The sequence below is a fragment of the Streptomyces sp. NPDC047117 genome, assembly GCF_040643545.1.
GTDB lineage: Bacteria > Actinomycetota > Actinomycetes > Streptomycetales > Streptomycetaceae > Streptomyces.
The window spans coordinates 191,143-214,796 of record NZ_JBEYUN010000009.1; the positions used below are offsets into that span (position 1 = coordinate 191,143).

A 23,654-nucleotide genomic window follows, 5' to 3' on the forward strand; every position below is an offset into this window, starting at 1 on the left:
TCGCCCAGGTGGCCGTCGCGCACCGGGCCGACGCCGGCCCCGCCCAGACGCTGCTGCCCTAGTACGCGAGATCGGCCCAGACGACCCGGCCCCGGCCGTCGTCCGAGGGCCGTTCGCCCCAGTCCTCGGACACCGCGCCGACCAGCAGCAGGCCGCGCCCGCACTCCCGGTCCGTGCTGCGCGGCTGCGCCCGCGGGCGGGAGTCGCTGTGTCCCTGGTCGGTGACCGCCACCCGCAGCCGCGCGCCCTCAAGAGTCAGCGCGCAGTGCACCCGCTCGCTGTCGGTGTGCCGCACGGCGTTGGTGAACAGTTCCGAGACCACGAGCTCGGCGTCGTCGCGCACCTGCTCGGTGGCGCCCCATTCCCGCAGCGCAGAGGTGACTCTTCGGCGGGCCTCCGGAACGGAGGTGCGCAGCGCCGGCAATTGGAAGGCGTCGCTGAGGAGTTCGACGGCGACGCCGCCGCATCCCCTTAACGATGCCGCGTTGTGGGAGGAAGGCACTCCGCAACTATGTGCGATGTTGGACAACCTTGGCAAGGATCATTCTGCAAATTGCAGAATCGACATCGCAGTCTGTTCGCACTTCTGATGGCATGACACACTGCTGACCACGGAACTCAGTTGGAGGAGATCACAAGTGGTGGACGCACGGTCGGGCGGCGCTCCGACCGTCCTGCGGGTTGTCCTCGGCAAGAGGCTGCAGGACCTTCGCGAGAAGGCCGGACTCACCTTCGAACAGGCCGCCGATGCCCTCGACGTCACGCACGCGACCGTTCGCCGCATGGAGAAGGCCGAGGTGGGCCTCAAGATCCCCTATGTGGAGAAGCTGCTCGCGACCTACGGCGTCACCGACGCCGAGGAGAGTGAGACGTTCGTCGCCCTCGCCCGGGAGGCCAACCGCCCCGGCTGGTGGCACCGCTTCCGGGACGTCCTGCCCGACTGGTTCAGCGCGTACGTCAGCCTGGAGAGCGCCGCCAACCTCATCCGCGCCTACCAGCCGCACTACGTCCCCGGCCTGCTCCAGACCGAGGGCTACGCACGCGCCGTTCTGCGCGCGGGCATGCCGCACGCCTCCGTCGAGGAGATCGACCGCTGCGTCGACCTGCGCATGGAACGCCAGTCGCTGCTCCGCCGCGACAACGCCCCGATGCTCTGGGCAGTGCTGGACGAGACGGTGCTGCGCCGCCCGGTCGGCGGCTCCGAGGTCATGCGCGAGCAGATCGGCCGGCTCATCGAGGCCACCGAACTCCCCAACGTCCGGCTTCAGGTCATCCCGTTCGCCGCCGGCCCGCACCCCGCCATGTACGGGCCGTTCCACATCTTCCGGTTCCCCATCCCGGAGCTGCCCGACATCGCGTACGCGGAGAGCCTGGTCGGCGCCGTGTACTTCGACCAGCGCGGCGATGTCTCGCAGTTCCTGGAGGCGCTGGACCGGATGTGCGCGCAGGCCGCGCCCGCACACCGCACCGCAGCCCTCTTGAGTGGCTTTCGCAAGGAGATCTGAACCATGGATCGCATACGCATCTACAACGGCATGCCCGCCAGTGAACTGGGCAGCGAGGGCTGGCACAAGCCGTGGAGCGGCGGCAACGGCGGCGAGTGCGTCGAGGCGATGAGACTTCAGGACGGCCGGGTGGCGCTGCGCCAGTCCACCGACCCCAACGGCCCGGCATTGATCTACACCCACGGCGAGATCGAGAGCTTCATCCGCGGCGCGAAGGCCGGCGAGGCCGACTTCCTGCTCGCGCCCTGCGGATGCGGAGAGATGAGGACGGCGTGAGCGACATCGTTTTCCCGGCGCACGGTGAGCCCGCGGCGGACCGTGGCTTCACCGTCGAGGAGATCGACACCAGTCGGCCGCATCCGGCCCGCATGTACGACTACTACCTCGACGGCTGGGACAACTACGAGGTCGACCGCGAGGCCGCCGACCAGGTGATCCGCGTCCACCCCCAGGTCCGCGACAGCGCCCGCGCCAACCGCGCCTTCATGCGGCGCGCCGTCCGGGACGCGGCCGACAGCGGCATCCGGCAGTTCCTCGACCTCGGCACGGGCATCCCCACCTCGCCCAACACCCACGAGGTCGCCCGTGAGAGCGCCCCGGACGCCCGGGTCGTCTACGCGGACAACGACCCGATCGTCGCCACCCACGCGGGCGCCCGGCTCACCTCGGCGCCCGGCACCGGCTTCGTCCTCGGCGACGTCCGCGACCCGGCGAGGCTGCTGGCCGACCCGGTGGTCGACGCGCTGATCGACTTCGAGCGGCCGGTGGCCCTGCTGCTCGTCGCGGTGCTGCACTTCGTGCGCGACGACGAGGACCCGGCCGGGGTGGTCACCGCGCTCGCGGACGCCCTGCCCGCCGGCAGCCGGCTGATCCTCTCCCACGCCACGGGCGAGCCGTACGAGGCGTACGAAGCGGGCCGCACGGACGAGGTGGCGCGGGACGGCGTCCTGAACGTCTACAAGAACGCCACCGCCACCCTCAACCTCCGCGACAGGGCGGCGGTCGAGCGGCTCTTCGGGCCGTTCCGGCTCCAGGAGCCCGGCGTCGTCCGGGTCCCGCTCTGGCGCCCGGACGGCCCCGTGCCCACCGCCGAGGAGATCAACAACACGGTCTTCTACGGCGGTGTGGGCATCAAGGACTGAGCGCCTGTCACCGAGGCGGCGGCGCGGGCCTCACGGAGTGAGCGAGGGGGCCCGCGTCTCCGCCGCCGGCACCTCTGCCGGCTCCCGCGCCGACCGCACGACGACCGGCTCGTCACCGGCCTCCTCCGCACCGGCGGCCAGCAGTTCGTCCGCCGAGATGAGCGCCGTGTGCGTGCCCTCCGACGTGCAGGCGTGCGCGCCCGCGAGCGTCCCCAGCCGGGCGCACTCCTCCAGGTCCCGGCCCGCCAGCCGGCCGTGCAGGAAGCCGCACACGAACGCGTCGCCCGCGCCGTTGCTGTCCACCACCGGCGCCGACGGCACGGCCGCGGGCACGTGCCGCGGGGTGGAGTCGTCCGGGGTGAGGAGATACGCGCCGCCCGCGCCCGCCGTCGCGATCACCGCCTCGGCCCGGCCCTCGCGGAGGATCTCCCGCATCACCGACGCGATCCGCTCCCCGGCGCCGGCGGCGCTGAGGAACACCAGGTCCGAGCGGAGCGCGAACTCCCGGTGGTGGTCGGCCAGCCCGTCCCAGTCGTGCAGATCGGTGGAGACCGGGACGCCCAGCTCCCTGATGTCGTCGTAGAGGAACCGCGCGAAGTGCATGATCGACAGATGCACGTGCCGGGTCCTGCGCAGGTACGGGAGGTAGTGCTCGGCCGGCATCCGCAGGTCGAGCGGGTCCCGGCCGTCGTAGAACGACGTGCGGCGGCCGTCCGGGGAGACGAGGTTCACCGCGCGGCGCGTCCCGTGCGGCGAGATCATCGGATCGAAGTCGACGCCGGTGCCCCGCAGCCGCTCCTTGACCAGCTCACCCTCGTGGTCCGCGCCGATGAAGTCCACGAACGCGGTGGACAGCCCGAGCGCCGCACAGCCCAGCGCGACGCCCGTACCCGTATGCCCCGCCCACTCCCGGACCGGCGGTACGGCGTACGAGTCGGCCTGCGGTACCGGCAGCGCGCCGACCCGGACGATCGTGTCCACACCCGATCCACCGACGACCAGCACGTCGTACGGCTGGCTCGGCCGGGTGTCCTGCTGGATTCCCTGCTGGAATGTCACAAGTGTCCTTGAATCCCTGGCTGGTGAAACCGATAACGGCCCATTGGGGGCCGCTCCGGGGAGTGTAAACGCCACACTCCCCGCGCAACGCCAAGTCACTACCCCGTCACTCGCTGAGACGTGCCCGGCACCCCCGCCACCACCGTTTTCCGGACAGCCCCCGCCCCGCACCCGCCCCACCCGGCCCGTCCCGCGGCCCCCGCCGCGACGTGCCGGTCAGCTCGCGGCTCGCCCCCGCGCCGCCCGTAGCCCGCGGCTCCACTTGGCCGATACCCGATGCCCCGGGGAGCCGGGGGAAGATGGCGGCATGGAGGACGAGGCGGACGGACTGTTCCCGCGCGAGGCGTTCCCGCGCGAGCGGACGGAGGTGGCACCGGGCGCGGTGCACGTACCGGACTGGCTGGACGCGGCCGAGCAGCGGGAACTGCTGGCGGCGTGCCGCGACTGGGCGAGACCGCCGGCCGGGCTGCGCACGGTGCGGACCCCGGGCGGCGGCGTGATGTCCGTCCGGCAGGTCTGCCTCGGCTGGCACTGGAGCGCGGTGCCGCGCTGCCCGGACTGCGGCCGCGCGGTCCGCCACAACCCCGACTGCCCCGGCCGGCACTCCTACCCGTACGCCTACACCCGCACCGTCGTCGACGGCGACGGCGCGCCCGTGAAGCCCTTCCCCGAACGGCTCCGGACGCTCGCGGACCGGGCGCTGCACGCGGCGTACGGCAGCGGGGCCGCCGCGGCACCGTACGCGCCCGGCGCGCCGTACGACATCGCGCTGGTCAACTTCTACGACGACACCGCCCGGATGGGCATGCACCAGGACATCGACGAGCGCTCCGACGCGCCCGTCGTCTCCGTCAGCCTCGGTGACACCTGCGTCTTCCGCTTCGGCAACACCGAGACCCGGAACCGCCCCTGGACCGACGTCGAGCTGCGCAGCGGCGACCTCTTCGTCTTCGGCGGCCCCTCCCGGTGGGCGTACCACGGCGTGCCCCGCACCACGCCCGGCACCGCCCCCGCGGCGCTCGGCCTGCGCGGCCGGCTGAACCTCACCCTCCGCGCCGGCGCCCTGGACCGCCCCGCCGCACACCCCTGAAAACCGCGTGCGCACCGGCCGCGCCGGGCGGCACGCTGGACCATGGACTGGACGACGACGCACGACCTCGACACGTTCCTGACCACGGCGGGCGCCTTCCTGCGGACCCGCCCCGACGCGCACACGCTGCTGCTCGGCGTCACCGCCACGCTCGCGGCGTCGGGCCCGGCGGCCTACGGCGACCGGCCACCGCGGTACGGCTGGCGGCACGGCCCGGACGGCCGCGTCGACGCCGCGTTTACGAGACTCATGCTGTGGGAGGCCGACGGCCGCCCGGCGGCCTTGGCGGGACGCTCCCGCACCGTCGCCGGCATGGCCCGGGTCGGCCCCGGCCACACCCCGCCCGAGCTGCGACGGAACGGCTACGCCGCGGGCGCCACCGCCGCCGTGTCCCGCGCCGCGCTCGCGTCCGGTGCCGGGCAGGTGCTGCTCTTCGCCGATGCCGCCAACCGCACCAGCACCGCCCTGTACGAGCGGCTCGGCTACCGCCGTACCGGCGACCACCGCCGGTACGACTTTCCGCCGGACCGCTGAGGACCGGGCGGCACACCCCGCTCATCCGCGCCACGAGTCGTCCGGTGTTCTGTGGGTACCCATCACCCGTCCGGCGGTACGCGGAATGCCCGGGCCGGTCGCGCGGTTGCCCGAGGAGGGTGATGGTGTTGTGTCCGGGCGGTGCGGCACCGCGGTCGTCGTGGGCCGCCGGCCCGCAGTTCCGCCGACCGTCCTGAACCTGGAGGTGTCGTGACCGCTCCCCGCTCTTGGCGCATGAGTACCGGCTCGTGGCGCACCGCCGCTTTCGGCGCCGTGCCCACTGGAGAGCGCCTGGCCAGGATCCGCCGCTCCCCGCAGTTCGTGGACGGACAGTTCCAGAATCCGGTGGCCACCCGGCAGCTCCGCCAGGGCCAGACCCTGCCGATGGTCCGTACGCAGCTGAACAAGGACGGCAGGCTGCGCAGGTCGCCGGTGGGCGAGGTGCCGGTGCACCGGCCCGCCGCCGCCGACCTGGCCCGGCCGCCCGCCTCCGGGCTGCGCATCACCTGGATGGGTCATTCGAGCGTGCTTGCGGAGATCGACGGTCAGCGGGTGCTGTTCGACCCGGTCTGGGGCGAGCGGTGCTCACCGTTCGGCTGGATCGGGCCCCGGCGGTTGCACCCGGTGCCGCTGCCGCTGGCGGAGCTGCCGCCGGTCGACGCCGTGGTCATCTCGCACGACCACTACGACCACCTCGACATGCCGACGGTCCAGGGGCTGATCGAGACCGGCACCGCGTTCGTGGTGCCGCTCGGCATCGGCGCCGACCTGGAGTACTGGGGCGTACCGCCGGAGCGGATCACCGAGCTGGACTGGCACGAGTCGACCCGGGTGGGCGGGCTGACGCTGACCGCCACCCCGGCCCAGCACTTCTGCGGGCGCGGGCTGCGCGGCCCCCAGCACACGCTGTGGGCGTCCTGGGTCGTCGCCGGGCCCGAGCACCGCGTGTACCACAGCGGCGACACCGGCTACTTCGACGGCTTCGCCGAGATCGGGCAGGCGCACGGCCCGTTCGACCTCACCATGATCCAGATCGGCGCGTACAGCGAGGAGTTCTGGCCCGACATCCACATGACGCCCGAGGAGGGCCTGCGCGCCCACATCGACCTCGGCGGCGGCCGCCCCGCCGGCGCGCTGCTGCCGATCCACTGGGGGACGTTCAACCTCGCTCCGCATCCGTGGGCCGAGCCGGCGGAACGTACGGCAGCGGCGGCCATGGCGGCGGGTGCGAAGCTCGCCGCGCCGGTGCCCGGCAAGCCGTTCGAGCCCGCGGACGACTTCACCGTGGAGCCGTGGTGGCGGGCCGTGGCCGTACCGCCGGCCCACGGGTGGCCGTGCTGGCCGCCGAAGGGGCCCGCGGCGATGGCGAGCGGGGCGAGTGGGGCCAGTGAGGCGAACAGCGCACCGGTCGCGGGGGAGTGACGGGCGGGAGAAGGTGAGCGGAGCGGCGGCCTGCGGGCCGCCGCTTCCGCGTTTCCGGAACCGGGAGGGAAGGAAATCCCGGGCGACGAACGGGAGTTCGTAATCCCTCGCACTTCCGTACGAGGAACTGCCACTCAGGAAGGTGGCGTGGGGTAGCGAAACCTCGAAGTCCGCCCGGTCGGCCCCACCCCAACAACTAGCGTGCGTGCTCCGCGAACCGCCGACGGCCGATCCGGAGGGCGCCGATGCCTGCTGCATTTCCCCAGGGGACGGGGACCGACGTGCCCCAGGAGCACCCCCAATCCCACGGGACCCGGGGGACGGGGGGAATGGTTCCCGCACCGCTGCCCGGGCGGCGGCGGGACCGCGAAGGCGCCCGGCACAGCCGCGTACCCCTGCGCGAGACGGCCGCCGACTCCGTCATACGTGTCCGCCTCGTACGCCTCGCGGCGGTGCCCTGCCTGCTCGTCGCCGCCACCTGCTCCGCCGTGACCGCGTTCGTCGCCCGGTCCGGCGGACAGCCGCTGAGTGGCGCCGCCTGGATCGTCCTCGGCTGCGGCTTCGCCCTCGTGTGCGGTGTCACCGCCGTCGCCTGCGCCGCCGCCACCGCCGAGGCCCGCGCCACCGTCCAGCGCTACGCGCGCCTCCGCGAGGTGTGCGCCCGCAGCCAGTCCGACCTGTACGCCCTCGTGCACCGCGTCCGCCAGGGGGAATGGCTCCAGCAGCGCGCCCCCGAACCGCTGCCCCGCCCCGCCGGCGACACCCTGGACCTCCTCCTCCACGACGTCTCCGCTGCCGGCCGCGCCGCCGAGACCGCCGTCATCGACGCGGTGGCCGTGGCCCGCGGCAACGCCAGCGGCAGCGAACAGAAGGTCGAGGTCTTCGTGAACCTCGCCCGGCGCCTCCAGTCCCTCGTCCACCGCGAGATCGAACTGCTCGACGAGCTGGAGAACCGGGTGGAGGACCCGGACCTGCTCAAGGGGCTCTTCCACGTGGACCACCTCGCCACCCGCATCCGCCGCCACGCCGAGAACCTCGCCGTCCTCGGCGGCGCCATCTCCCGCCGCCAGTGGAGCCGCCCGGTCACCATGACCGAGGTCATGCGGTCCTCCATCGCCGAGGTCGAGCAGTACCCGCGCGTCAAGCTCGTACCGCCCATCGAGGGCACCCTGCGGGGCCACGCCGTCGCCGACGTCATCCACCTCCTCGCCGAGCTGGTCGAGAACGCCACCGTCTTCTCCGCGCCGCACACCCACATCCTGCTCCGCGCCCAGCTGGTCACCGCCGGTCTCGCCGTCGAGGTCGAGGACCGCGGCCTGGGCATGGACCTGGAGGAGCAGGACCGGATGAACGCGCTGCTCGCCGACCCCGACCACGTCGACGTCGCCGAACTCCTCAACGACGGCCGCATCGGTCTCTTCGTGGTCTCCTCCCTGGCCCGTCGGCACGGCATCGTCGTCCGGCTCCAGAGCAACATCTACGGCGGCGTCCAGGCCGTCCTCATCCTGCCGCAGGGCCTCCTCGGCGACGAGCCCGCCGAGGACGGCGGGCGGGCCGCGACCCCCGCCCCGCCCGCCGTCGCCCCCACCGAGGAGCGCGAACGGCACCACGGCGCCGTGCGGACCGCCAACGGCCGTACGGAGCTCGACGGCATCCTGCCGCCCCCGCCGCCGCGCGCCGACCGCCCTGTCCCGGCCCCGCCGGCCCCCCGCCCCGCCCCGGCCCCGCAGCCCGTCGCCGCCGCACCCCGCAGCACGGCCGGCGCACCCGCTGAGCCCACCGACCCGCGCCGGGACGCCGCACGCGCCGAGACGCGTGACCCGGGCAGCGGCCGGGCCGCGGCGGCGGACGCTCCCACCGCCGCCGCGGCCCCGGAACCCGGCCCCGTCGTCCTGCCCCCGGCCCCGCACGCCACCACCGGCGACCGGCCGAACCTGCCCCGCCGCCGCAAGCAGGAACACCTCGTTCCCGAGCTGCGCGACCCCACCCCGCCCGGCGGCATCCGTACGCCAGGGCGCCCCGAGCCCGAGCACGACCCGGGCCTGATGGCCGCCTTCCGGCGCGGCATCAGCCTCGCCGACGACACCTACGGCGCGGCCGCTGCCCCGGGCACCGACCACGACCCCGCCCCCGCGTACGGCAGCAGCGCCCCGTACGACCAGACCGGCAACGGAACGGCCGTGAGCCGCCCACGAGGAGACGACCAGACCCATGGTGAGTGACCTTCACGTACAGCCCCAGCGGCACGGCAGTCGGCCAACGACGGATTTGTCCTGGCTGCTGACCGGACTCGTCCAGCGCGTCCCCCACGCCAGAAGCGCCCTGCTGCTCTCCTCCGACGGCCTGGTCAAGGCGGCACACGGATTCGAGCCCGACAGCGCCGACCACATGGCCGCGCTCGCCTCCGGCCTGTACAGCCTCGCCCGCAGCGCGGGTGTCCGCTTCGGCGACGGCGACGACGTCCTCCAGGTCGTCGTCGAGCTGGAGTCCACCCTGCTCTTCGTGTCCACCGCCGGATCCGGCGCCAACCTCGCCGTCCTCGCCGGCCGCGAGGCCGATGTCGCCGTGCTCGGCTACGAGATGGGCATGCTGGTCAAGAGCGTACGGCCGTACCTCGCCACGCCCGCGCGACACCAGGCACGGGCGGGCGGGCGCTGAAGATGGCGGTACGTCGCCGGCGACGGCACGGGTCGGAGCCGCTGTGGCTCGACGACGAGGCCGGCCGCCTGGTCCGTCCGTACACCGTCAGCAACGGACGGACCCGCCCCACCGCCCAGTTCGATCTGCTGACGATGGTGATGGCCACCGGCAAACGTCCGGTGACGTGTCAGGGCCCGGACCACATGCAGGTGCTCGGGCTGTGCGGCGGCCCGGTCTCCGTGGCCGAGGTCGCCGCACACATACGCCTGCCGGCGGTGGTCACCAAGGTGCTCCTCGCGGATCTCGTCGACTGCGGAGCCCTCACCGCCCGGGCCCCCGTGCAGGATCCGAACGGCCCGTCGCCCCATACCGACCGAGCTCTCCTGGAGGCGGTGCTGAATGGACTCCGACAGCGTCTTTGAGAAGACCAGTACTTTTGAACCGTATGCCCCGGACACCGCGCCCGAGGGCGCCCCTTTCCCCTCCGCGCTGAAGATCCTCGTCGCGGGCGGCTTCGGGGTCGGCAAGACCACCTTCGTCGGCGCCGTCAGCGAGATCGAACCGCTGTGCACGGAGGAACTCCTCACCCAGGTCAGCATCGGCACCGACTGCCTCGACGGGGTCGAGGACAAGACCACCACCACCGTCGCGATGGACTTCGGGCGCATCACCGTCAGCACCGACCATGTGCTGTACCTCTTCGGCACACCCGGCCAGGAACGTTTCTGGTTCATGTGGGACGAGCTGTCGGCCGGCGCACTCGGCGCCGTCGTCCTCGCCGACACCCGGCGCCTCGAACACTGCTTCTCCGCCGTCGACTTCTTCGAGCGCCGCGGCATCGAATTCATCGTCGCGGTCAACCAGTTCGACGGCTCCTTCCACTACGAGCCGGACGAGGTGCGTGCCGCCATAGACCTCTCACCCAGCACCCCGGTCGTGCTGTGCGACGCCCGGCACTGCAGTTCCGCGACCAACGTCCTGGTCGCCCTCGTCCAGCACCTACTGACCCCCGCATTCGCCTCGGAGCTGCCATGACCCGCCCCGCGTCCCATCTCTCCGCCGCCACCTACGACCCCACCCGGCACCTGCTGCTGACGCCCGACGACGACGAGGCGCCGGCCCGTGTCGCCCGGCTGCGTACGCTCGGCATCGGTGAGGCGCCGCTGCCCGCGTTCGACGAGTTCGCGCGCAACCTCGCCCGGACCACGCAGGCGCCGTACGCCATGGTCAACTTCATCGACGAGCACCGGCAGTACTTCGCTGGGCTGTACACCCCGGCCGAGGAACAGGCCCCCGTCGAGCTTGGGCCCGCGCCCGCCAGCGCGCAGCCGGGCCGGGTGATGGCCCGTGACCACGGCTACTGCCCGCACGTCATCGTCCGCCGCAAGGCGCTGGTCCTGGAGGACGTCTGCGACTACCCGCGGTTCGCCGGCAACCCGGTCGTCGACGAGATCGGCATCCGCTCCTACCTCGGCGCGCCGCTGATCGACCGTACGGGCATGGCGCTCGGCACGGTCTGCGTGGTGGACCTCGAACCGCGCCCGTGGGGCCGCGAGGGCCTGGAGACCATCAAGTCGATGGCGGCCCGGCTGGTCGACCAGATCCACCTGATGGAGCGGGAGCACACGGAAGGCATCTGAGCCCGCCGCCCGCGGTACGGAGGAACGGCCCGGTGGGGCCCCGCTGCCGGACAGCGGGGCCCCACCGGGCCGTTGTGTGTGCGGCTCTCCCGCGGTAAGCCGCCGTGACATCGAATCCCCCGGTCAGCAGCCCACTCCCGCGTAGGCCTGGTGGGGGTCGTACTGCTGGGGGACGTGCTCCGTCGTGCGGACCCGGTCCGCGAGCCGGCTGGACCACTCGCCGCGCGCCGAGCCCAGCGCCAGCTCGCCCAGGCGCAGCAGCTGGATGTCGGAGGTGCCGGCCGGCGCGAAGATGTGGTGCGCGTCCCGCAGATAGCGCTCCACCGGCCGGTCGGTGAACAGCCCGCACGCGGCGTGGATGTCCATCGCGTCGCGCGCCGACTCGATCGCCGACTCGACGTTGACGAGCTTGGCGTTCATCAGCTCCGCGTCGCAGCTCTCGCCCCGGTCCAGCAGGTGCACCGCGTGGTAGGCGGCGAGCCGGGCGGTCAGCAGCCGGGACTGGATCCGCCCCAGCTTGATCTTGATGTTGGTCAGCGCCCCGAGCGGCTTGCCGTAGCGCTGCCGTTCCGCGCAGAAGCGCGCGGTCTCCTCCAGGACCGCCTGGTGGATGCCGAGGGAGACGGCGGTGAGGTTCGGGCGGCCGTACAGCACGCTGGAGGAGTACGCGACGGACAGGCCGTCGCCCTCGCGGCCGAGGAGATTGGCCGCCGGGACGCGGCAGTTCTCGAAGAACAGCTCGCCGAAGCTGAAGCCGTGCAGGCCCATGGTGGCGGTCTCGGGGCCGACCCGGAAGCCGGGGCGGTCGTGCTCCACGAGGAAGGCCGAGAGGCCGTGCGAGCCCTCGCCGGTACGGACGACCACGCCGTGCAGATCGCCGACGTGGCTGTTGCCGACGTAGATCTTGCTGCCGTTGAGGATGTAGTCGTCGCCGTCCCGGACCGCGCTGCTGGTCATGCCGAGGACGTGGCCGCCGGAGTGGGGTTCGGTGACCGCGATGGTCGGCAGGCACTCGCCCGCGGCGATGGCCGGCAGCCAGGTCTTCTTCTGCTCCTCGCTGCCGAAGTGGATGATCTTCGCGACGCCGAGCTGGGAGGCCTGCACCATCGCGCCCATGGCGGCGCTGACCCGGGAGAGCTCCTCGATTATCACCGTCTTTGCCAGGTGCCCGGCCCCCATCCCGCCGTAGCCGCGGGCCACGGTCGCGCCGATCCAGCCCTGACGGGCGATCCGGCGCGACAGGGCGTGGCTGACGGTGCGGCCTGCCTCCATCTCGGCTATGCGGGGCCGGACTTCGCGCTCCGCGAAGTCGCGCACCCTGTGCCGGAGTGCCTCATGCCGCTGGTCCGTGAAGTAGCGATGCAAGACGAGCCCTCCTCCGTAATGCGTCCGCGCTAGTGGAATTCGTTCATCCGGTATGTGTCATTCCTCGATCCAATCCGGACAGTTGTTCTGTGGTTACCCCGAGTGCAATACCCGTTGGCATACCTGGCGCAGGGCGCATAAAACCTCTACTCGTCGCATTTATGCGAAGACATCGGAGTGCGCATTGATCCTTCACCACCCCGTGGGGCTCCCACATGCGAAAACGCAGAACTGAGGCAGGAGTGATCAGAGTTGCTCGCTACGTGGGTACGCGTGACCGAATTTCGACGGGGTCGCGTCACCGGAGGAGTGCGTAGCGCACGCACGTAGAGCACCCCTCCACGGCGCACCGGACCAGCGCAGGACGGCGCGGGACGCGGCCTGCCGGTGCCGTAGCACGCGCACGCCCGCCCCGCGCCACCCGACGCCTCCCCCTCGTAGGGCTAATGGCCGGGGTCGCAGCAGGAGTCCCGGCGCAGCTGCCGGCCCACCGCCGCCCAGTCCTCCGCACCGGCCGCCCGCGCCGCAGCCGGCCCCTGCCCCTCGAACGCGCCCACCAGATCGCCCTGTTCGTACAGCCGGCCGCCGCGCAGCACCCCCGACGTCCGCACCAGCGCGTCGAAATCACGGAACGGATCACCGTCCACCAGCGCCAGATCCGCGACCTTGCCCTCCTCCAGCGTCCCTAGATCCCGCTCGGCGCCGAACACCCGAGCCGGCAGCGCCGTCGCCGTGCGCAGCGTCTCCGCCACCGACAGCCCCGCCCGGTGCAGCGCCCGCAACGCCAGATGCAGCGACAGTCCGATCGGCATCAGCGGCGCGTCCGTACCCAGCGCCACCAGCCCGCCCTCGCCCAGCACCCGCCGGTAGAACGCCGTCTCCCGCGCGAGATCCGCCAGCTCCGCCTCCGTCGGCCGGTGCCCCGCGTCCTCCCGCACCAGCGCCACGTCCCACGGCGGCATCAGCGCCGTCACCCGCGGGTCGTCGGCCAGCCCGGGATCGGCGCCGATCAGCACGCCCGACGTGAAGGGCGTCGCCACGAGATGGAAATCCGTCGCCGTGTACACCTCCGCCACATCACCGTACGTACGCGACGCCGCCGACACCGCATGCCCGAACTCCAGCCGCTGCGTCGCCTGCAGATGGGTCGTCAGGTCCTGGCCCAGCTGCACCCCCGGCGTCAGCAGATGGCTCCCCGACCGCACCCCCAGCCGCTCGTGCGCGAACTCCGCAGCCTCCTGCATGACCCAGCCCGGCGCCCGCACATACGTCTTCACGAAGTCCCAGTCCAGCGCCGCACCACGGGCCAGCGACCGGCGCAGCCCCGCCCGCGTCCGGTGCGCCCGCCCCATGCTGTACGCCACCCGCGCCCCGTCCAGCAGCTCACCGCAGCTCAGCAGCCGCGGCCCGGCCAGCACCCCCGCGGCCACCGCCTCCCGCAGCCGCGCCTGCTCGTACGAGAAACCGCCGAACGACACCGCCGTGGTGATCCCGTACGCCAGCTGCAACGCCGTCTGCCGGCCGCCGTACGTCAGCTGCCAGGGATGCGTGTGCGAGTCCCACAGCCCGGGGATCACCGTGCGTTCCGAGGCGTCCACCCGCCGCGCGGCCCGGCGCCCGGCACGGTGCGGTGCGACCGCCGCGATCCGCCCGTTCCGGATCACCACGTCCACGTCGTCCCGGACCCGCTCGCCCGTCCCGTCCCAGAACCGCCCCGCGTGCACCACCGTGTCCGCCGTCCGCGCCCGCCGGTGGTCCAGCCGCAACGGCACCGTACGCGGCGCCCCGCCCGCCGCCGGCACCGTCCGCAGCCGCCCCGCCGAAAGGTAGAGCAGCGTACGGGAATCACCCGACCAGGACGGATGGTCCGCCGGCTCCTCCGTCAGCTGCCGCGGCGCACCGTCCGGCGTCCCGTCGGGGCGCACCGGCAGCAGCCACAGCGCCGACTCCGCGACCACCGCCAGCCACCGCCCGTCCGGCGACCAGACAGGGCCGGAGTCGTACCGGTCGGAGATCGAGAGATGCGCGTCCGGCGCGTGCAGCCGGCTCGCGCCCGACTCGGCGTCCACCACCCGGATGAGGTTGTAGCCCTCGCGGAACCGCTGGTTGAGCCGGTTCCGGTCGCACAGCGCGAGATACCGGCCGTCCGGCGACCAGCTCGGCCGCCCCGGCAGCCCGCCCCCGCCCAGCGGCGCCGCGAGCCTCCGCTCCGTACCGGCCGCCAGATCCCGCACCACGAGATTCCCCGACATGTCCAGCGCGGCCAGCCGCCGCCCGTCGGGCGAGAGCGCCGGATGCACCCGGCCGCCCTCCGCGAGCACCCGCTCCACACCGGTCGCCACGTCCCGCCGCCGCACCGCGTACAGCCCGTCCCGGTCGTCCGCGTACACCAGCGCCCGGCCGTCCCGCGTCCACGACGGCGCCAGGAGATAGCGCGTCGGCTCCGTCTTCACCAGCCGCCGCGGCGCACCGCCCGAAACCGACGCCACCCACAGTCCGTTGAGCGCGGCGAACGCGACCCGGCGGCCGTCGGGGGAGAGCGCGGGCAGATGCACACCCCGCACCGGGCGCGTGCCGTCCCGCTCGAAGCCGTAGTCCTTGACCCGGTACCGCGGCCGCTCCACCGGCATCCGCGCAGCGAACGGAATGGTCTCGGCGGCATCCGGACGCTCCGGCCGGACGACCGTGAACTGCCCGCCCACCGTCACCAGCAACTCCTCGCGGGAGATCCAGCGCGGCGGCACCGGCATCACATCGCCGTCCACCGCCACCGCCGCGCCGTCCACGACCAGCGTGCAGGTGGGCCCCGGCGCCGGAGTCGTCCGTACGTAGGCCAGTCGCCCGGCGGGTGACAGCGCCGGCACCATGACCTGCGCGGCCGCCGTCTCGGTGTGCTCGGTGACCACCGGCCCGCCGCCGTCCGCCGGCACCGAGGCGACCGTACGGGACTCCAGAACGGTCCCTGCCAGTCGGCCGCGTACGAACCAGACGCGCCCGCCGTCCGGCGCCCACACCGGGTCGAAGTCCTCCCACGCGCCCTCCTGATGCGGCCCGTCCTGGTCCGGCACCCCCGTGACCTGCGTCAGCTTGCCGCTCGCGAGCTCCAGCACCCAGATCCGGTACGGGCTGCCCGCCACCGGGTCACCGCCGCGCTCCGAGGCGAACGCGATCCGGGTGCCGTCCGGCGACCACGCGGGCCCCCGGTCGTCCCACGGCCCGTCGGTGACCTGCCGCAGCCCCGAGCCGTCCGGGGCGAGCGTCCAGATGTGGAACTGCCCGCCCTGATAGCCGCAGACCGCCAGCCGCGAGCCGTCCGGCGCGAAGACCGGCCGCGTCGGCTCCAGGAGCGGCGGGGTGAGCGCCGTCGCCGTACCGCCCGAGCGCGGCACCGACCACAGCACGTTCTGGACCTCGGCGACCAGCCGCTTGCCGTCGGGGGAGAGGGTGGCGGCGCCGTTGGTGGCGGCGGTGAAGGAGAGGGTGGTGGCGCGGGTCGCGGCGGCCGGCGCGGTGGTGGCGGGTGCCGCGGAGGCGGGGGCCGGGAGCCCGGCGAGCCCCACCGCGGCCGCCGCGGTGGCGGTGCCCTGAAGGAAGCCGCGGCGGGAAAGGGGGGCGGAGCCGGAGCCGGTGTCGGCGCCCGGGAAACTGTCCGTGGTGTCCAACGGTCCTCCTATGACAGGGGATACGTGTGGTGCACAACCAGCCAGGAACCCGCCGATCTTGTCACGCTCCGGACAGAGAAGGTCAACACCTCGTCGCGTCCCCTCTTGGCGCGTCCCGCCCCCGGAGGAGAAGGTGGCCTGGTTCACGGACGAGAAGGTGGCCTGGCCCGCCCCGCGCCGCCCGCGTCAACAGTGAGGAGACGACGCCCATGCAGCAGGACTTCCACGAGGCGCCCGATGGCACCCGAGTGGCCACCTACACCTGGCTCCCCGAGACGGGCCACCCGCGCGCCCTCGTACAGATCGCCCACGGCGCCGCCGAACACGCCCGCCGCTACGACCGCTTCGCCCGCTTCCTGAGCGCGCACGGATACGGCGTCCTCGCCTCCGACCACCGCGGGCACGGCGCCACCGCCGCGTCCACCGGCGGCCGCGGCGTCGTCGGCGAGGACGCCTGGCGCCGCACCGTCGACGACCTCAAGGCCATCGGCGACACGGCGCGCGGCCTGCACCCCGGCGTGCCGCTGGTGCTGCTCGGCCACAGCATGGGCTCGATGCTCGCCCGCGACTACGCCCAGGAGTACGCCGACGGGCTGGCCGGGCTGATCCTCTCCGGCACCTTCCGTACGCTGCCCGGCGCCGAGATCGAGGGCTCGATCGCCGCACTGGAGGCCGAGGCGGCGCAGCACGGACGCACCGCGCTCTCCGACTTCATCCCGCGCCTCTTCGGCTCGTTCAACGACCCGTACCCGCACCGCACCGGCTTCGAATGGCTCTCCCGCGACGCGGCCGAGGTGGACACGTACGCCGCGGACGACGACTGCGGCTTCCCCTTCTGTGCGGGGCTCGCGCTGGACTGGGTACGCGCCGTCCGCAAGGTCAACGACCCGGCGAACCTCGCCCGCATGCCCCGCGACCTGCCCGTCCACCTCGCCGTCGGCGACCAGGACCCCTGCAACCAGCGGATGACCCTGGTCTACGAACTCCTGGAGGACTTCCGCTACCTCGGCACGGAGGACCTGACCTGGACGGCCTACCCCGACGCCCGCCACGAGATCCTCAACGAGACCAACCGCGACGAGGTCCAACAGGACCTCCTGGCCTGGCTGGACAAGCGAGTTGTCAGTGGCGGGCGTTAGCGTGAAATGAGTGTGGCAGCGGCGGGGGAGGAGGTCACGCCACTTCTCGGGGAGAGGCCCGACCGGGCAGCCAGGTCGGCCCCGATGCCCTTCGCCGCCTGGCCCCCGGCGTGGGCGCACACCCCGCTCTCGCCCCGTCCCCCCTCCGGACCGCAAGCCCCCCGTCCTCAGCACCCCCAGCCCCTCACCCCGCCCCCAAGAACCCCCCGATCCGTTCCCTCAGCGATGCCGCGTCCAGGCGGTGGGCCGCCAAGTGGTCCGGCATGTCGCCGTAGCGGCGGAGTTCCTGGCGGCGTACGCCGAGGCCCAGCACACGGTGCGGGATGTCCTGCAGTGCTTCGCCCGCGGCCGCCGACGACGTGCCCGCCAGGTACGGCTCGACCAGGACGACGTCCGCCGCGCCCGTTCCGCCGGCGGCAGCGCGCAGTGCCGCGCCGTCGAAGGGCCGCACGGTCGTCGCGTACAGCACCGTGACGTCCATCCCCTCCGTCGCCGCCAGCACGTTGTCCAGCATCGGGCCGACCGCGACGACCGTCCCCGCGCGCCCCTCGCGCAGCGTCAGGAAGCGGCTGCCGTCCACCGGGCGCGGCGCCTCGTTGGTCTGCACGGACAGCCGGACGTACACCTTGTCGTCGCCGGCCGCCGCGGCGTGCCGCAGCAGTACCTCCGCCTCGTCCGGATGCCCCGGCACGTGCACGGTCCACCCGTCGAGGGTGTCCATCAGCGCCACGTCACCGGGCGACATGTGCGTGAAGCCGCCCGCGGGCCAGTCGTACGACCCGCCGGCGCTGACGAGCACACCGCCGACCCCCTGGTGCCCGAAGTCGAGCTTCACCTGCTCGAAGGGCCGCTCGACCAGGAAGCTGGCGAAGGTGTGCACGATCGGCCGCAGGCCGGTGAGGGCCAGCCCGCCGCCCACGCCGACCAGCAGCTGTTCCCTGATCCCCACGTTCAGCACCCGGTCCGGGTGGCGTTCGTGGGCCGCGGTGAAGCCGTCCTTGCCGATCTCGGCGAGTACGACGGCCAGCCGCGGGTCCTCGTCCAGCAGCCGCGAGGTGACCGCGGCGAAGCGTTCCCGCATGGTGTCCATGTGCTCAGGCCTCCTTGGGCTCGACGCGGGCGACGACGGCGTGCGGCCGTCCCGGATGCGGTGCGGTGTACGCGGCGTACAGCGCGTCGTGGTCACGGCCGTCGACGGTCCGCACCGACCACCCCGCCGCCGCGAAGCGCGCGGCGATCCCGCCGTCCAGCGGGTACGAAGCCGAGGCGTTGTCGACCACGACCACATGCAGCCGGTCCAGCCCGGCGGGCCCGGCGTACGCGATGGCCTCGTGGTTGCTGCCCTCGTCCAGTTCGGCGTCCCCGATCAGCACCCAGACCGCAGGTTCGGTGCGGCCCTGGGCGCGCAGCCCGAGCGCGGTGCCGACCGCGAGCGGCAGCCCGTGCCCGAGCGATCCGCTGCCGATCTCCGCGCCCGGTACGAGTTGCCGGTCCGGGTGGTGCCCGAGCGGCGAGTCGTACGAGCCGAACCCGGGCAGCCACTCCGCCGGGAAGAACCCCTTCGCCGCCAGCACCGCGTAGTACGCCATCGGCCCGTGCCCCTTGGACAGCAGGAAGCGGTCCCGGTCCGGGTCCTCGACGGTTCGGGGCGAGACCCGCAGCACCCGGTCGTACAGCACCCACAGCGCGTCGAGGGTGGAGGTGGCGGCGGGCCCGTGCTTCTCGTCGCCGGTCATGAGCCCCAGGAGAGAGGGCAGTTGGTCATACCGGTCGTACGGAAGCTCGTACGGGAGCGGGCCGGCGGCGGCGCGCTCCCTCGCGATATCGGTCGTCATCTCGGTCATGCGACCACCGTGCAACCTCAACCAAACTTGAGGTCAAGCGGTCACTGCCCGAGAGTGTCGCCCCCTTGGGAAAGGCCCACTTCAAGGCCCCACTTCAAGGCCCCGCTTCGAGGCCCCCTTCCGGGGCTCACGCCCCCGGCTTGAACACGTCCTGCTCGATGAGCAGCTTGTCGATCCGGGCCTTGTCCACCCGGTTGGTCACCTCCTCGACCTCCTGCCGGTCGCGGACGCACTTCGCCAGCGTGAACGCCGACGACACCACGAAGATGAGCCCGAGCCCGAGAAAGCTCCGCTCCCAGGCCCCTACGGGCAGCTTGGCGATCCCGATGCCCAGGGCCGCCAGCGACAGCCCGAACGAGAGCGCGGCCTGCACAAAGAAGGCCGTCGTCGTCGGACGCTGAATGGATGGTGTGCTCATGAGGGGTAGCGTGGCGCCCCGTGACGCGCGCCACATGAGTACGCCTACTCATCCCGTACCCGCGCGTCACCCCCGCCCCTTCGGTCAACCCGCAGCGCGCACCCTCTGACATGGGGTATTGTTCTCGTGCACGGCCGCCCGGGGATTCCCCGAGCCGGCCCGGCACCGGGACGTGGCGCAGCTTGGTAGCGCACTTGACTGGGGGTCAAGGGGTCGCAGGTTCAAATCCTGTCGTCCCGACTCGAAAGAGTCGCAGAGCAGAGGCTGTATCGGAGAACATCCGATACAGCCTTTTTCTGTACCTGTACCTGCCTTCTGTGCCTGTTTTCCGTACCCGCTTTCTGCGCCCGTCGCCTTTTTCCTGCAGGGCCTCGAACTCGCCGTCGGCAGTACCGGGTTGATCTCCGACAGCGGTACGGGTGCCGCCACCCCTGTCCCACATTCTGATATACCCCGACCGCTCAATGAGATAGATGAGATGGTCGCGCTGCTCAGGCGGTTCGTGCGACTTTTCCGCGAGGGGGACGCGCGCTGCCGTCGGGCCGCCGGCACTCGCTGCCGGTGACCGTTCTCCACCCTCGTGCGAAAGACCGAGACATGTCCGCATCAGCCAGCAGCCCCGCCCAGGCACCCGTCAATTCGCGGTCCCGCGTGCTCATCGCCAGCCTCATCGGTACGACGATCGAGTTCTACGACTTCTACGTCTACGCGACCGCCGCCGTCCTGGTCTTCCCGAAGCTCTTCTTCCCGAGCAGCGACCCGACGACGGCACTGCTGTCGTCCTTCGCGGTGTTCGGCGCCGCGATGATCGCGCGCCCCATCGGTGCCGTCTTCTTCGGACACCTCGGCGACCGGCTCGGCCGCAAGGGGACGCTGGTGGTCTCGCTGCTCACCATGGGCATCGCCACCTTCCTCATCGGCGTCCTGCCCACGTACGCACAGGCCGGCTGGGTGGCCACCGCGCTGCTGGTGCTGATGCGGATCGCGCAGGGCTTCGCGCTCGGCGGTGAGTGGAGCGGTGCGGCGCTGGTCGCCACCGAGAACGCTCCCCGCGGCAAGCGCGCCCTGTACGGCACGTTCCCGCAGCTGGGTGCCCCGCTCGGGTTCATCATCGGCAACGGCCTCTTCCTGATCATCGCCGCGCTGCTGCCGTCCACGGCGGGCGCCGACCCCTCCCAGCCCTCCGAGGCCTTCCTGACCTGGGGCTGGCGCATCCCGTTCCTGTTCTCCGCCGTGATGGTCGCGATCGGCCTGTGGGTGCGGATGCGGCTCGTGGAGTCGACGGTCTTCGCCAAGACCCGCGAGGCCGGGCTGGTGCGGAAGCTGCCGCTGGTCACCGTCTTCCGCAGCCACTGGAAGCAGCTGATCCTCGGCACCTTCGTCATGCTGGCGACGTACGTGCTCTTCTACCTGATGACCACGTTCTCGCTGAGCTACGGGCGTGCCGCGAAGAACGCCCCGGTGCCCGGCCTCGGGTACAGCTACACCACGTTCGTGCTCATGATGATCTTCGGCGTGCTGTTCTTCGCCGCGTTCACCCTGATCTCCGGCCCGCTGGCCGACAAGTACGGCCGCCGCGCCACCCTGATCTGGATCACCGCCGCGATCGTGGTCTTCGGGCTCGTGTGGGTGCCGCTGATCGGCCTGGGCACGCTGGGCGTGGTGCTGTGGCTGGTGCTCGGCTTCACGCTGATGGGCATGACCTTCGGTCCGATGGGTGCGCTGCTGCCGGAGCTGTTCCCGACCAGCGTGCGGTACACCGGCTCCGGCATCGCCTACAACGTCAGCTCGATCCTCGGCGCGGCCGTCGCCCCGTTCATCGCGGTGGCGCTGTGGGAGGCCGGTGACGGCTCGCCGTGGCTGGTCGGGATCTACCTCTCCGCGATGGCGCTGCTGACCCTGATCGCCCTCGTGCTCGGCAAGGAGACCAGGAACGTCTCCCTGGACGACGGGGAGACTAAGCCCCCCGGCGCCGACGAGGACGCGGCCGACGCCCCCGTCGCCGTCTCCTGACACGCCCGTCCGGAGCCCACCGCGGCCCCCTTCGCCCCAGCTGAGGGCGAAGGGGGCCGCGCGGCATTTCGGGGCCCGCCGCCTGTGCCCCGCCTCCTGCTGTCCCTCCGTGCGCTCAGCCCGCCGTCTTCGCGGACGCTCGCGCCATCAGAGCGGTCTCCTCCTGGCCTCGGCACCCTGCCCGTTGCTGTCATGCACGTATCCGCAGTCAGTCAGCCAGAGATCTCTTCGCCGCCCCACAGCGCACCGGTGAATTTTCTTGGCTCTTGGCGGAAGGTTGGCCGAAGCAAGAGTTGCTGTGACGAGGAGAGAGAAGGCTTGCGATGACGGAGTCACCGGCCGGCGACCGCGCCCGGCTGAACGGCATCGACGTGCGGTACCACGCGGCCGGGGACGGGCCTCCCGTGGTGCTGGTGCACGGGCTGGGGGAGGACAGTGGGGCGTGGGAGCGGCAGCAGGCGGAGGTGGCCGGGTGGCGGACGTACGCGTACGACCTGCGGGGGCACGGCGGGAGCGGGCTGGGGGACGCCGAGGGCAGCCTTGAGCAGTTGCGGGACGACCTGCTGGCCTTCCTGCGGGAGGTGACGGGGCCCGCGGTGTGTGCCGGGTTCTCGTTGGGCGGCGCGGTGGTGCTGGCCGCGGCGGCGACCGCGTCCGAGCTGGTCACGGGGGCCGTGGTCTTCGGTACGTCCACGGTGGTGGGGAAGGCCGCCGTGGAGTTCTACGAGGAGCGGATCGCGCTGGTGCGGGGCGGTGACCGGGAGCGGCTGGCGGCGGCGATGCGGGCGGACACCGTGGCCGCGCTGTACGGCACGGACGCGGACGCCGAGGTGGTGACCGCGCGGCGGATGGCCGCGATCGGGGACGGCGCGGGCTACGCCAACGCGGCCGCCGCGATGGCCGGGCTGCGGGAGCGGCCGCTCACCCCGGCGCTCGCCGCCGTCGAGTGCCCGGTGGTGGTGGTCGGCGCCGCGCAGGACACCTTCTGCCCGCGGCGGGCCGCCGACATCATGCTGGACGGCCTGAAGGCGGCGCCCTGCGACGTGACGTACGAGGAGATCCCGGCCGCCGGGCACCTGATGAACGTCGAGCAGCCCGCGGCGGTCACGGACCGCCTGACGGCCGCGTTGCGGTCGATGACGTAACGGACCCTGCCCCGGGAGCCGGACGATTGCGTGACGGCCGCTGCCCCGGGAGCCGGACGGACTGCCTAACCCCCTCTGCCTCAGGAGCCGGACGGCCGCGTGACGGACCCCGCCCCGGGAGCCGTCGGCGGCTCCCGGGGCAGGGCGGGAAAGGCACGCGAAGCCGGTGCGGGCGGCCGGACGGGGCGGCCGCTACGAGATCTTCGGCATGTCCCCCTTGGTCGTCTGCAGGTCGATCACGGAGAATCCGGCGCCCTGCTGGTCCGAGACCGCGGCGAAGCGGCCGAAGGGGCTGTCGTGCGGCCCGAAGTGCACCTGGCCGCCGAGCCCGGTGACCTTCGCGATCGTGTCGTCGCAGTTCTCCACGGCGAAGTACGGGTTGATGTGCGACGGCAGGTCGGGCGGGAAGTCGGGGGTCATCTTCATCCGGCCGAGGGTGGTCTCGCCGCCCAGGTCGTAGAGGGCGAAGTCGATGGCCTCGTCCTCCATCCGCTTCACGCCGTACGAGAAGAGGGCGGGGAAGAACGCGTCCGCCTTCTCCGCCTCGCGCGTGGTGATCTCGGCCCAGCAGTACGAGCCGGGCTCGCCCTGCTTCTCGAAGCCCAGGTGGGTGCCGGGCTGCCAGAGGCCGAAGACGACGCCGCCGGGGTCGGCGGCGATCGTCATGTGCCCGAATTCGTGGACGGCCATGGGCTCCACGACGATCCGGCCGCCCAGGTCACCGATCTTCTTCGTGCGGGCCTGGATGTCCGCCGAGGCGAAGAACAGGCACCACGCGGTCGGCCAGTCGTCCTGGCCGGGCATCTTGGGGGCGATGCCGGCGACCGCCTTGCCGTCGGAGTACGCCTGCGTGTAATTGCCGAGCTCCGCCGCGCTCTCGCCGAACGTCCACCCCAGGACTTCGCCGTAGAACGTCTTCGCCTTCTCCAGATCGGGGAACGAGGCGTCGAGCCAGATGGGAGTGCCCTCAGTTCGAACGGCCATGACGTGCCTTCTTCCGTCTTCCGCTGTGAGGTGCCTCGGAGAGGTCTGTTCG

At 72.5% G+C, this 23,654-nt stretch carries 22 protein-coding genes and 1 tRNA gene; 15 read left to right on the plus strand and 8 right to left on the minus strand.

Translation table 11 applies throughout. The features are described 5' to 3' along the window. Window positions 1-58: 58 nt before the first annotated feature. Window positions 59-502 carry an ATP-binding protein gene (locus ABZ840_RS19500; RefSeq protein ID WP_361561244.1) on the minus strand — a complete coding sequence of 148 codons (444 nt, stop codon included), beginning with the start codon at window positions 500-502 and terminating at the stop codon, window positions 59-61. 136 nt (window positions 503-638) lie between these two features. On the opposite strand from ABZ840_RS19500, the gene ABZ840_RS19505 reads away from it, so the two are divergent. The 3 genes from ABZ840_RS19505 to ABZ840_RS19515 are packed head-to-tail and all read left to right on the plus strand — an operon-like array spanning window position 639 to window position 2,647. Next, window positions 639-1,505, plus strand: coding sequence for a helix-turn-helix transcriptional regulator (locus ABZ840_RS19505; RefSeq protein ID WP_361561246.1), 867 nt, complete (start codon window positions 639-641; stop codon window positions 1,503-1,505). A gap of 3 nt (window positions 1,506-1,508) precedes the next feature. Continuing rightward, a complete protein-coding gene (locus ABZ840_RS19510; RefSeq protein WP_361561248.1) occupies window positions 1,509-1,781 on the plus strand; it encodes a DUF397 domain-containing protein in 273 nt (90 codons plus the stop codon). Beyond that, on the plus strand, window positions 1,778-2,647 hold the full coding sequence (locus ABZ840_RS19515; protein ID WP_361561250.1) for an SAM-dependent methyltransferase: 870 nt from the start codon (window positions 1,778-1,780) through the stop codon (window positions 2,645-2,647). The genes ABZ840_RS19510 and ABZ840_RS19515 overlap by 4 nt, the downstream gene beginning before the upstream one ends. A gap of 30 nt (window positions 2,648-2,677) precedes the next feature. On the opposite strand, the gene ABZ840_RS19520 is transcribed toward ABZ840_RS19515, so the two are convergent. After that, on the minus strand, window positions 2,678-3,649 hold the full coding sequence (locus ABZ840_RS19520) for a PfkB family carbohydrate kinase (RefSeq protein WP_361561440.1): 972 nt from the start codon (window positions 3,647-3,649) through the stop codon (window positions 2,678-2,680). 364 nt (window positions 3,650-4,013) lie between these two features. Between ABZ840_RS19520 and ABZ840_RS19525 the strand changes: the two genes are divergently transcribed. From ABZ840_RS19525 to ABZ840_RS19560, 8 genes are all read left to right on the plus strand, one after another. Next, window positions 4,014-4,796, plus strand: coding sequence for an alpha-ketoglutarate-dependent dioxygenase AlkB (locus tag ABZ840_RS19525; RefSeq protein ID WP_361561252.1), 783 nt, complete (start codon window positions 4,014-4,016; stop codon window positions 4,794-4,796). 42 nt (window positions 4,797-4,838) lie between these two features. Next, window positions 4,839-5,330, plus strand: coding sequence for a GNAT family N-acetyltransferase (locus tag ABZ840_RS19530; RefSeq protein ID WP_361561254.1), 492 nt, complete (start codon window positions 4,839-4,841; stop codon window positions 5,328-5,330). 234 nt (window positions 5,331-5,564) lie between these two features. Then, window positions 5,565-6,752 (plus strand): MBL fold metallo-hydrolase, encoded by a 1,188-nt coding sequence (locus ABZ840_RS19535; RefSeq protein WP_361561256.1) that lies wholly within the window; start codon window positions 5,565-5,567, stop codon window positions 6,750-6,752. A gap of 329 nt (window positions 6,753-7,081) precedes the next feature. Continuing rightward, window positions 7,082-8,974, plus strand: a complete 1,893-nt coding sequence (locus tag ABZ840_RS19540; RefSeq protein ID WP_361561258.1) for an ATP-binding protein — start codon at window positions 7,082-7,084, stop codon at window positions 8,972-8,974. Beyond that, window positions 8,964-9,410, plus strand: a complete 447-nt coding sequence (locus ABZ840_RS19545; protein WP_361561260.1) for a roadblock/LC7 domain-containing protein — start codon at window positions 8,964-8,966, stop codon at window positions 9,408-9,410. The genes ABZ840_RS19540 and ABZ840_RS19545 overlap by 11 nt, the downstream gene beginning before the upstream one ends. A gap of 2 nt (window positions 9,411-9,412) precedes the next feature. After that, window positions 9,413-9,814, plus strand: coding sequence for a DUF742 domain-containing protein (locus ABZ840_RS19550; RefSeq protein ID WP_361561262.1), 402 nt, complete (start codon window positions 9,413-9,415; stop codon window positions 9,812-9,814). Continuing rightward, entirely contained in the window at window positions 9,792-10,427 is a 636-nt protein-coding gene (locus ABZ840_RS19555) for an ATP/GTP-binding protein (RefSeq protein WP_361561264.1), read from the plus strand. The genes ABZ840_RS19550 and ABZ840_RS19555 overlap by 23 nt, the downstream gene beginning before the upstream one ends. Then, the gene (locus ABZ840_RS19560; protein ID WP_361561266.1) at window positions 10,424-11,032 is read left to right on the plus strand and encodes a GAF domain-containing protein; all 609 of its coding nucleotides are present in this window, start codon (window positions 10,424-10,426) and stop codon (window positions 11,030-11,032) included. Before ABZ840_RS19555 ends, ABZ840_RS19560 begins: the two co-directional genes overlap by 4 nt. A gap of 123 nt (window positions 11,033-11,155) precedes the next feature. On the opposite strand, the gene ABZ840_RS19565 is transcribed toward ABZ840_RS19560, so the two are convergent. Together ABZ840_RS19565 and ABZ840_RS19570 are read right to left on the minus strand one after the other, a co-directional pair. Then, the gene (locus tag ABZ840_RS19565) at window positions 11,156-12,397 is read right to left on the minus strand and encodes an acyl-CoA dehydrogenase family protein (RefSeq protein ID WP_361561268.1); all 1,242 of its coding nucleotides are present in this window, start codon (window positions 12,395-12,397) and stop codon (window positions 11,156-11,158) included. 443 nt (window positions 12,398-12,840) lie between these two features. Next, a complete protein-coding gene (locus ABZ840_RS19570) occupies window positions 12,841-16,059 on the minus strand; it encodes an amidohydrolase family protein (RefSeq protein ID WP_361561270.1) in 3,219 nt (1,072 codons plus the stop codon). A 209-nt stretch (window positions 16,060-16,268) separates the two neighbouring features. On the opposite strand from ABZ840_RS19570, the gene ABZ840_RS19575 reads away from it, so the two are divergent. After that, window positions 16,269-17,198: an alpha/beta hydrolase gene (locus ABZ840_RS19575; protein WP_361561272.1), complete on the plus strand. Its 930-nt coding sequence runs from the start codon at window positions 16,269-16,271 to the stop codon at window positions 17,196-17,198. Between the two features lie 184 nt (window positions 17,199-17,382). Here ABZ840_RS19575 and ABZ840_RS19580 read toward each other — a convergent pair whose 3' ends face one another. The 3 genes from ABZ840_RS19580 to ABZ840_RS19590 form a co-directional block, all read right to left on the minus strand. After that, complete coding sequence (locus tag ABZ840_RS19580; RefSeq protein WP_361561274.1) at window positions 17,383-18,288, minus strand: transketolase C-terminal domain-containing protein; 906 nt, start codon at window positions 18,286-18,288, stop codon at window positions 17,383-17,385. A 4-nt stretch (window positions 18,289-18,292) separates the two neighbouring features. Beyond that, on the minus strand, window positions 18,293-18,934 hold the full coding sequence (locus tag ABZ840_RS19585; RefSeq protein ID WP_361561441.1) for a transketolase: 642 nt from the start codon (window positions 18,932-18,934) through the stop codon (window positions 18,293-18,295). A 235-nt stretch (window positions 18,935-19,169) separates the two neighbouring features. Then, entirely contained in the window at window positions 19,170-19,460 is a 291-nt protein-coding gene (locus ABZ840_RS19590; RefSeq protein WP_361561276.1) for a YiaA/YiaB family inner membrane protein, read from the minus strand. Between the two features lie 166 nt (window positions 19,461-19,626). Here ABZ840_RS19590 and ABZ840_RS19595 point away from each other — a divergent pair. The 3 genes from ABZ840_RS19595 to ABZ840_RS19605 all read left to right on the plus strand — a co-directional run bounded on the left by ABZ840_RS19595 (window position 19,627) and on the right by ABZ840_RS19605 (window position 22,618). Beyond that, a tRNA-Pro gene (locus tag ABZ840_RS19595) sits at window positions 19,627-19,700 on the plus strand. 357 nt (window positions 19,701-20,057) lie between these two features. Then, the gene (locus ABZ840_RS19600) at window positions 20,058-21,473 is read left to right on the plus strand and encodes an MFS transporter (protein ID WP_361561278.1); all 1,416 of its coding nucleotides are present in this window, start codon (window positions 20,058-20,060) and stop codon (window positions 21,471-21,473) included. Window positions 21,474-21,796: 323 nt separating this feature from the next. Next, window positions 21,797-22,618 carry an alpha/beta fold hydrolase gene (locus ABZ840_RS19605; protein ID WP_361561280.1) on the plus strand — a complete coding sequence of 274 codons (822 nt, stop codon included), beginning with the start codon at window positions 21,797-21,799 and terminating at the stop codon, window positions 22,616-22,618. Window positions 22,619-22,810: 192 nt separating this feature from the next. On the opposite strand, the gene ABZ840_RS19610 is transcribed toward ABZ840_RS19605, so the two are convergent. Then, complete coding sequence (locus tag ABZ840_RS19610; RefSeq protein ID WP_361561282.1) at window positions 22,811-23,602, minus strand: VOC family protein; 792 nt, start codon at window positions 23,600-23,602, stop codon at window positions 22,811-22,813. Between the last annotated feature and the right edge of the window lie 52 nt (window positions 23,603-23,654).